The organism is Rhodoferax sp. (assembly GCF_034519335.1).
Lineage (GTDB): Bacteria > Pseudomonadota > Gammaproteobacteria > Burkholderiales > Burkholderiaceae_C > Allorhodoferax.
Window position 1 is genome coordinate 119,695 of record NZ_JAXHOL010000025.1, and the last position, 9,080, is coordinate 128,774.

Annotated in this window: 9 protein-coding genes and 1 pseudogene; all 10 read left to right on the plus strand. The window is 56.2% G+C overall.

The genetic code is table 11. The features are described from left to right. Nucleotides 1–91 precede the first annotated feature (91 nt). Nucleotides 92–1,786: a TonB-dependent hemoglobin/transferrin/lactoferrin family receptor gene (locus U5O12_RS11250; RefSeq protein WP_322578723.1), complete on the plus strand. Its 1,695-nt coding sequence runs from the start codon at nt 92–94 to the stop codon at nt 1,784–1,786. Nucleotides 1,787–1,801: 15 nt separating this feature from the next. Beyond that, on the plus strand, nt 1,802–2,353 hold the full coding sequence (locus tag U5O12_RS11255) for a HugZ family protein (RefSeq protein ID WP_322578724.1): 552 nt from the start codon (nt 1,802–1,804) through the stop codon (nt 2,351–2,353). 29 nt (nt 2,354–2,382) lie between these two features. Beyond that, a complete protein-coding gene (locus U5O12_RS11260; RefSeq protein ID WP_322578725.1) occupies nt 2,383–3,465 on the plus strand; it encodes a hemin-degrading factor in 1,083 nt (360 codons plus the stop codon). After that, entirely contained in the window at nt 3,453–4,361 is a 909-nt protein-coding gene (locus U5O12_RS11265; RefSeq protein ID WP_322578726.1) for a heme/hemin ABC transporter substrate-binding protein, read from the plus strand. Before U5O12_RS11260 ends, U5O12_RS11265 begins: the two co-directional genes overlap by 13 nt. Beyond that, on the plus strand, nt 4,358–5,419 hold the full coding sequence (locus tag U5O12_RS11270) for an iron ABC transporter permease (protein ID WP_322578727.1): 1,062 nt from the start codon (nt 4,358–4,360) through the stop codon (nt 5,417–5,419). The genes U5O12_RS11265 and U5O12_RS11270 overlap by 4 nt, the downstream gene beginning before the upstream one ends. Nucleotides 5,420–5,423: 4 nt before the next feature. Then, nucleotides 5,424–6,248 (plus strand): ATP-binding cassette domain-containing protein, encoded by an 825-nt coding sequence (locus U5O12_RS11275; RefSeq protein WP_322578728.1) that lies wholly within the window; start codon nt 5,424–5,426, stop codon nt 6,246–6,248. After that, nucleotides 6,245–7,027 carry an energy transducer TonB gene (locus tag U5O12_RS11280; protein ID WP_322578729.1) on the plus strand — a complete coding sequence of 261 codons (783 nt, stop codon included), beginning with the start codon at nt 6,245–6,247 and terminating at the stop codon, nt 7,025–7,027. Before U5O12_RS11275 ends, U5O12_RS11280 begins: the two co-directional genes overlap by 4 nt. A gap of 3 nt (nt 7,028–7,030) precedes the next feature. Next, entirely contained in the window at nt 7,031–7,414 is a 384-nt protein-coding gene (locus U5O12_RS11285) for a VOC family protein (protein ID WP_322578730.1), read from the plus strand. Continuing rightward, nucleotides 7,407–8,255: a ChaN family lipoprotein gene (locus tag U5O12_RS11290; protein WP_322578731.1), complete on the plus strand. Its 849-nt coding sequence runs from the start codon at nt 7,407–7,409 to the stop codon at nt 8,253–8,255. The genes U5O12_RS11285 and U5O12_RS11290 overlap by 8 nt, the downstream gene beginning before the upstream one ends. A 208-nt stretch (nt 8,256–8,463) precedes the next feature. Further along, a pseudogene (locus U5O12_RS11295) lies at nt 8,464–9,080 on the plus strand (DUF2325 domain-containing protein); the annotation flags it as partial.

Sequence of the window (9,080 nt, forward strand, 5' to 3'; positions counted from 1 at the left end):
GGGGGGAGGGGGGGAGAGTGGGGGGGGGGGGGGGGGGGCGGGGGGGGGGGGGGGGGTGGGGGGGGGGGGGGGGGGGGGGGGGAGGGGGGGGGTGGGGGGGGGGGAGGCCAGTTTCCGAACACTTGACCCCAGCGACCTTCTCAAGCCAGGGCAGTCCATCGGCGGGTTTGCGCGATCAAGTTACGCCAGCATTGACCGCTCTTGGTCGAACACACTGGGCGCAGCGGGAATCAATGGCAAATGGCAAGGGATGCTATTGAGTAGCTACCGCACAGGCAATGAGGTGAGTAACAAGGGCGACAACGACGTGCAAAACGTCAATCGAACCTCGCCCAATCCGGTTGACTACAACAATCGGTATCTGCTGGGCAAGGCGTTCCTCACCGTTGATCCGACGCAGCAGATCGGACTGACTTTCGAGACTCAAAATCGTAAGCAAAACACCGAGGTCTACTCGGCGCGGGCAGTGCTTCCATTGACTTCGACCAGCACCCTTGACTTGGATACGCGAGACCAGATTGATCGAAACCGCGTCTCGTTGGAGCACCGCTACAACGATCTGAACGCTCAGTGGGTTCAACGTGCAGAGACTCGCGTCTACTGGCAGGATGCCAAAGTCAGCCAGTTTGCCACGGAGGATAGAAACACCGCCGCAGACCGCACGCGTGACAATAGCTACAGCACGAAGGTTGCAGGGCTTTCAACCTTGCTGGAAAGCAACCTGACTGGGTTTGTGAACCAACGCTTGACTTACGGAGTGGACTGGAGCAAAGCCGAAATCGCAGGTGTGCGTGATGGCACCGTAGCCCCGTTTGGTGAAACCTTCCCAACCAAGCCATTCCCTGACACGACGTACACCCTGGGCGGCGCATTTGTTCAAAGCGAGATTGAGACGGGGAAATTCAGCATCATTCCTGGCTTGCGTTTTGACCGCTACGACCTGTCCCCATCGTCTGCTGGATATGTTGGAGGCACAGCGGCGGCCTTGTCAGGGCAAGCCGTCACACCGCGTCTGGGCGTGGTATGGCAACTTGCGCCTTCGTTTGCGCCGTATGGGCAACTCGCCAAGGGCTTTCGTGCGCCAACGCCGGATCAGGTCAACAATGGATTCACCAACCTGGCATCTGGCTACACCAGCATCGGGAATCCCAACCTGAAGGCTGAAAACGCTGACAGCGTCGAGATTGGATTCCGGGGCAAGATTGAAAGTGTCCGCTACTCTGTAGCGGCGTTCAATAACCACTACAAAAACTTTATCAGTCAACAAGCGGTCAGCGGAGCCGGTACACCAGCTAACCCGACAGTCTTCCAGTACATCAATCTCGCCAATGCGCACATTCACGGCGTCGAGGCACGTGCCGAGTGGCAAATAGACAAGCTCTGGAAAGCCAATGCGGGCATCGCCTACTCAAAGGGGGAAAGCGAAATCAATGGCGTAAAGACACCGCTAAACACCATCCAACCACTCAAGGCTGTGTTTGGTGTGCGTTACGACGATGCTGTTTGGGGCGCCAGAGCCAACTTGGTCCACAGCAAAGGCAAAGAGTCTAGTCAGATTTCAGCTACTACCGCGCAATTCGCGCCGTCGTCGTACACCGTTCTTGATCTTGGCGTCTCGTGGAAGCCCAGGCGCAACCTGACCGTCAACGCCAACCTGAACAATGTCTTCGATACCAAGTACTGGCGTTGGTCAGATGTCAGGGGCTTAGCGGACAGCAGCGCCGTCAAAGATGCCTATACCGCACCGGGGCGTAACTTCCAAGTATCAGTCCGATACGATTTTTGATTGAGAGAAACAACCATGAACCAATCTCCAGACTTGAACGCCGTGATGGACGAATGCCGGAAATTTCCCGGAAATTTTCAAAGTCTGCATCTTGCCACTTGCAATACAGCTGGTGCGCCAGAAGCCAGCTACGCGGCATACGTTGAACACGAAGGAAACTATTACGTCTACACCAGCGAGTTGTCCGCCCATACCGCCAATCTGACTGCAAGGGGGCAATGCTCGGTGCTGTTCATTGAAAGTGAAGCGGAGGCCAAACATCTGTTTGCTCGCCGCCGCTTGACTCTGCAATGCACGGCCATCGAATGCTACCGAGACTCCCCCGAGTTCGAGCCACTGATGGACAAGTTTGTCCAGAAGTTCGGGAACTTCATGGGGATGATGCGCAACTTGGCAGATTTTCACTTGTATCAGTTGCGCCCTCAGAGCGGTGGCTATGTTGCGGGGTTTGCTCAGGCCTACACCCTTGAAGGCGATGGCTTGAGTGAGATCAAACACCGCAAAGAGCAAGGCCATCGCAGCCCGGACAAAGCCACTGCCGCTGCGATGGACGCGGTGACGCAGTAGCTGCCAGTTGCAACTAACAGGAGATATTCATGCACGGCTCAACCCAAACCATTAGAGATACCTTCACCAGCTTTCGGCGCAGCAGCAAAGCTCGCCATCGGGACATTGCCGAACAACTACGCCTTTCTGAGGGCGAGTTGATTGCTGCCCATGCCGGGGCCGCAACCGACGACGCGAGTGTGACACTGCATGCCACTCGTCTGCGACCTGACTGGCCAGGCATCATGGCATCACTGGAGCCACTGGGTGAAGTCATGGCCTTGACCCGCAATGCATCTTGTGTACATGAAAAGATGGGGGTCTATCGCAACGTCAGCCATCAAAACCATGTGGGTTTGGTGCTGGGCGGCGAGATTGATCTGCGCATCTTTTATCAGCAGTGGGCACATGGCTTTGGTGTGATCGAGCACTCGGAGCAAGGGGTGCAGCGTAGTTTGCAATTCTTTGATGCGCAAGGCACTGCCATCCATAAAGTCTTCTTGAAAACACGCAGCAATGTCGAGGCGTATACGGGCTTGGTGGCTAATTTTGCAGACGGCAACCAGACGACAGGTATTTGCACACAAGCCCCGGTCGCACGGCCAACCGAACGGCCGGATTCAGACATTGACGTGGTGGGTTTTCATCATGCATGGGACTCATTGCGAGACACCCACGATTTCTTCGGATTGCTCAAGAGCTTTGACGTTACACGAACGCAAGCACTGCGCTTGGCTGATCCCAAGTTTGTCCAGCAGGTGGAGGCAGACGACTGCCAAAGCCTGCTGCAAGCAGCGGCAGCCGATAGTGTGTCCATCATGGTGTTTGTCGGCAATCCCGGGATGATTCAAATCCATTCTGGAGCCATCAAGAAGGTGGCGGTAATGGGGCCTTGGGTGAATGTGCTGGACCCTGGCTTCAACCTGCATCTGCGGGAAGACCACATTGCCAGCGCTTGGGTCGTCAAGAAGCCTACTGTTGATGGGCTGGTGACATCACTTGAATTGTTCGATGCCCAGGGGGACACCATTGCGATGTTCTTTGGTGAGCGCAAGCCGGGCAAGCGTGAACTGTGCGAATGGCGTGCCTTGATTGAAAACATCCAGCAGGAGCCTCGGCAATGCGTCGCGTAACTTATTCTGTACAACAGGTCAATCTCGAGCGGCGAAAAGCTTGTCTCCAGTTAGGGGCGTTGGCAGTACTCTTCACCGTGGCACCTACTCACGCAGCCAATCCAGCAAATTCTCGTCGCATCGTCAGCGTGGGTGGCGCACTGACAGAGATTGTTTTTGTATTGCAGGCCAACGCTGATCTGGTCGGTGTGGACACGACTTCGCTATACCCGGAGTCTGCTCAAAAGCTCCCCAGTGTTGGCTATGCGCGCTCTTTGTCCATAGAGGGTGTCCTGGCACTTGCGCCCACACAAGTCATCGCCACGGAAGATGCCGGGCCACCTGCCGTGCTAAGGCAACTGTCGGCATCAGGAATTTCTGTGAACGTGCTTGCTGCTAATCACCGCTTTGAAGGGCTGAACGAGCGGATCAAGCGCATCGGTGAGTTGACTGGGCGGGTTGCACAAGCCAATACGATGCAACAGACATTGCAGCAGGAGTGGGTGCGTGTCCGTGCCCAAGTGGCTCAACGCACCACAAAACCTGTGCGGGTATTGTTTGTGCTGGCCCACACGCCCAATCAGGTCATGGTGGCGGGAACTGACACCAGTGCACATGCCATGCTGGACTATGTTGGCGCGGCCAACGCCATCAACGGCTTTTCAGGGTACAAGCCTTTGACACCGGAAGCGGTAATCGCCGCGCAACCCGATATCATTCTTCTGACCGATCAAGGACTGAAGGCCGCTGGCGGTATGGATGGCATCCTCAAACTGCCGGGACTGGAGCAAACTGCCGCTGGCCGCAGCCGCCGGGTCATTTCAATGGAAGCCATGTTTCTCTTGGGCTTTGGGCCGCGCCTACCTGCGGCAGTATCCGCCTTGGATGCGGCAATTGAAAAAATGATGCGTGTATGAACGCGCTAGTTCTCCAGTTGCGCCCTTTTTTACAAACCAAGCGACTGCAACCTGCCACCTTGCTGGTTGGTGTTTTGTTGCTGGGGGTGGTTGTGGCGATCCAATGTGGTGCCGTTCCGGTAACAGGTAGCGACTGGCTATCTATCCTTGGGCTTGGTGAGCGGCAAGCACGGGCTGGTGGGGCCTATGTGCTGTGGAATGTCCGCTTGCCCAGAGCCCTCTTTTCCATTTTGGTGGGGGGCAGTTTGGGGCTCGCGGGTGCATTAACACAAGGACTGTTCCGCAACCCTCTGGCTGATCCGGGGCTATTGGGCGTGAGTGCGGGGGCAGCTTGCGCGGCTGCACTGACGATTGTGGTTTTTTCGGGTCTAAACCTGCCAATACCTATTTCTTGGCGTGTGTGGCTTTTACCAGCTGCCGCCTTTGGTGGTGCATTGGGTGTTTGCTTCACACTGGACCGAATCGCTCGCTGGATCACGCCGGGGTCTATCGCAGGCCTGTTGCTTACAGGTGTCGCTCTGAACGCCTTGGCTGCGGCGGTCATCGGCTTGTGCACCTACCTTGCAACCGACGAACAATTGCGCAGCCTGTCATTCTGGACTTTGGGTTCACTGGCGGGCGGCAATTGGGCACTGGTTGCTCTCCTGGCCACTTTACTGCTGTTTGCGTGGTGGCGGGTGCATCAGTTAGTTCGCGCCATGAACGCACTGGCCTTGGGTGAGTCAGTCGCCGCGCATGTGGGCGTGGATGTTCGTCACCTGAGAAGCCACGTCATCGTGTTGGTTGCTGTGCTGGCTGGGTTTTCGGTGGCGTGGTGCGGAATGATCGGCTTTATTGGATTGATTGCGCCCCACCTCGTTAGAACATGGGTTGGCGCAGACCAGCGGCAGGTGGTACCCATGTCCATGCTGATGGGCGGGCTGCTTTTGCTGGTGGCCGATACCTTGGCCCGCACTATAGCCATTCCCGCTGAAATTCCGGTTGGGATCTTTACGGCGCTGTTGGGTAGTCCGTTCTTTCTGCTGCTGTTGCGCGGCGCACGTGGCCGGATCGGGTGATGCCATGTTGATGAAAACGTCAATGAAAACAGGATTGCTGCAACTCGATTCCGTGGGTATTCGCTTGGGTGCAAGTGCATTTGGGCCATTCTCCTTGCAAGTTGCGCCAGGTGAGCGGATTGCCATCCTCGGGCCTAGCGGGGCGGGCAAGTCAACTTTGCTCAAGCTCATGTCGCGCGAATGGAAGCCAGCATCGGGGCAGGTCTTTTTCAACGGGCAGACGCTTACAGCTTGGAACTTGTCTGATTTGAGCCGCCATCGGGCGGTACTTCCGCAATCCAGTGACGTGGCTTTCGGACTTCAAACCGATCTGGTGGTTGGATTGGGGCGGGTTGCTCGCGCTCATGACCCCGAACTGACCCGCATTGTTGAGGCTTCCGCAACGCTGGCGCACGCTGCCCACTTGCTGGGGCGGCGCTTTGACACGCTGTCTGGTGGCGAACAGGCTCGTGTTCAATTGGCACGGGTATTTGCCCAGTTGTGGGACGCCCATGATGGATTGATCCTAGTCGATGAACCCCTGGCGTCGCTAGATCCGGGTTTGCAGTTCGATTTGCTGGACAGCTTGGATGCCTACGCTTCAGCACGCAACCATGCGTTGGTCGCGATCCTGCACGACATCAATCAGGCCATGTTGGGCTTTGATCGTCTGTTATTATTCAAGGACGGAAAGCTCGTTTCCGACCTGCCCAGCTCTGCCGAAGTCGTACCTGCGCTGGAATCGCTTTATGGACTCGCACTGAGTTGTGTTACCGACATCAAAGGCTCGCTTGTCATAACGCCACTACGAAAAACAGCTCGACGGCCTGCTGCTGGAGTAATGGCATGACCTTGCGGGTTCCGTTCAGAGTTCAACGCACAACAGGGGCGGCTGTTCTGTTTTCAGTGGTGATGCATGCCTTTGTGTTAGTTGGTTTGACTCAATACAGCGTGCGTCCTCATGTTGATCAGAACCTCAATGAACAGGTCATGCGTCGACCGATAGAGGTTATGCTTCTGACGGAACCCATGGTCGCACAAATGGCCATGGTCACAAAAGTTGCGCCTGACACGGCAACACATTCAATAGTAATTAGGCCGCGACAGGGGGTTGCTGCGCAGACAGCGCCGCAAACCAAACTGCCCACCCCCAGCCGCGATATCCATGCGGAATCCCGGCCAATTGAAGATGTTGCTTACGATCTCCGAATGGGTGTCAACCCGTCAGACGCGCCTAAGACTGCCACCCCGTCGAAGTTGATTGCGGGTACAGAGGAGCAGAGCCGGAGCGAGGGCCATGCGAATCTGGCGAGTGTCGCGCCCGCAGAAGGGCAACCTGACCAGCGACCTACCCAAGGTGCGCGCCCCGACTATGCCTACAACCCGCAGCCAGACTACCCCATTCTTATGCGTGAGCAAGGTGTCGGCGGTGTGGTCTGGTTGCGTGTTTGGGTGGACAGCGACGGGCGACCGGTTGAGATCAAGCTCACAAAGGGTAGCGGTTACCGTCTGCTGGACGATGCGGCTTTACGTGCTGTGAAGCTGTGGCGATTTATTCCTGCTAAGTATGGGGATCAACGGCTGGCCAGCTGGGTGGAATTTCCTATTCGATTTACGCTCAATAGTTAACCCATGAACATAGCAAACATCATCGAAATCAAGGCGTTTGTGCCTGCCCGAGATTTTTCTGTATCGCTGGCGTTTTATACCGACCTGGGATTTGAAGTGCGCTCCAACGCCGGTGGCATTGCCTATTTGAGCTGTGACGGATGCAGCTTTCTACTGCAAGAATTTCATGAGCAGGCCCATGCGCAGTGTTTTCAAATGCACATTCTGGTCAAAGACGTGGAGGCTTGGTACGCCAAGGTCTGCGATGCAAAGCTGGTCGAAAAATACAGTGTACGACTGACGTCTATCAAGACACAACCGTACTTCATGCGTGACTTTGCTTTGTCTGATCCGAGCGGTGTGTGCTGGGTCATTGGCGAGAACGTACCGGGTGGCTTGCATGTTTGAGTTTTCCCGCCATACCTGCATCGTGCTGCTGCGGGGAAATCTGCTGCTTTGGTTATCACTCTTCCTCGTTGGCTGCACGACTGTGCCCGTGTTGCGTGCTCCAAACATACTCCTGCTGGGAGAAGTGCACGACAACCCCGATGGGCATCAACAACGATACGAGTATCTGCTGCGCCTGATCGAAGGTGGTTGGAGGCCTGCATTGGTAATGGAGCAGTTCGACCGTGAAAATCAAGGCGCGCTGACCACGGCTCAAAAAGCGTGTCCAGATGCCGATTGCGTCATTCGCAGTGCAGGCGGCAAGCGGTGGGATTGGCCACACTACAGCCCCCTCGTCGAACTTGCGCTGCGTTACCACCTCCCTCTGATTGCCGCCAACATCTCACGAGCGGAGGCCGCGAGCGTGATGAAAAGCGGCCTACCCGCTGCGCTCGACCTTGAAATAATTGCGATGTACGGGCTGACGATGCCGCTGCCCGCTGAGGTGCTCAACGGTCAGCGCGTTGCGATAGAGACGGGCCACTGCGGCAAAGTGCCCGAATTCTTGGCGCAGGGCATGGTGAGTGCCCAAGTGGCGCGAGATGTCTGGATGGCGCACGCTTTGCGAACGAACGCCAAGACTGGAGCCGTCTTGATCGCGGGTAATGGTCACGTTCGCTGCGACATTGGGGTACCCCACTGGCTTTCTGTCGTCGGAGTAAAAGGTGTTCAAACCCACGGTTTCATTGAGCAGGGGCCTGAGTCAGCGGAATTAAATTACGACGTTACCCATTCCATCACTGTGCATCAGCGCCCCGACCCGTGCGGTGACATGGTTTTGCAGTCTAAACCATCCCTATAGTGGAGACATTGCCATGTGTAACCCTGACGCGAAACAACCCCTTGCCATGCATTTTGAGAAGCCAAGTCCGTGTGTCGGAATGCCTCCATCGAAGGGCTCAAGAAGGCGGCGACTTTGGGACTTGCCGCATCAGTGTCACTGTCCGGTGGTTGGAGTCTGCTTCCCATTGGATACCTTGCGGCGTCTGGTAAACAAGGCTTTGGGCGGCATGGCAGTGGCCGACGACTACGAAGTGCATGTAGGCGCGGTCGCGGAATGCGTTCGCCGGAATCGACTGTCTGAGCTGATGCAAGATGAACTGGAAAGACGTTATGCACGCGAGATCAAAGACTACAGATTGGCCAAGACGACGAAAGCAGTTGCAGACATGTGGGCCACCTCCGTGCGACAGGGCGATGTGGCGGGAGCGTTTTGGGCTGCACTGACGCACCCCCGCTGCGATGACATATTGCAGGAGGTGTTGTGCAGAGATATGCACATGCTTCAGCACCAAGCCGGTGCGACGGTACGAATAGACATTGCCAGGTTCAACGCCTTGATGGATGAGAACGCTGTCCTGACCAGAGAACTGGGTAAGGTGCAGACCAGAACTACTCGTTTGCTGTTGGAAAAAAATGGCGAAATTGAACGCCTGAATGCTCAGCTTATGCAACTTCGGGCTGAGAGCCTTGCCAAGGACAGTCGCCTCGCCTTCATGGCAGAGGACACGGCATCTTTGAAAGCGTCAATCCCAGGATTCGATGCGGGTGCTCGTCTGCAAAAGAAAGTTGACCAGATGGCTGTTCGACAGTCCGAACTTGAAGGGCAGAACACGGAGTTGAGGCA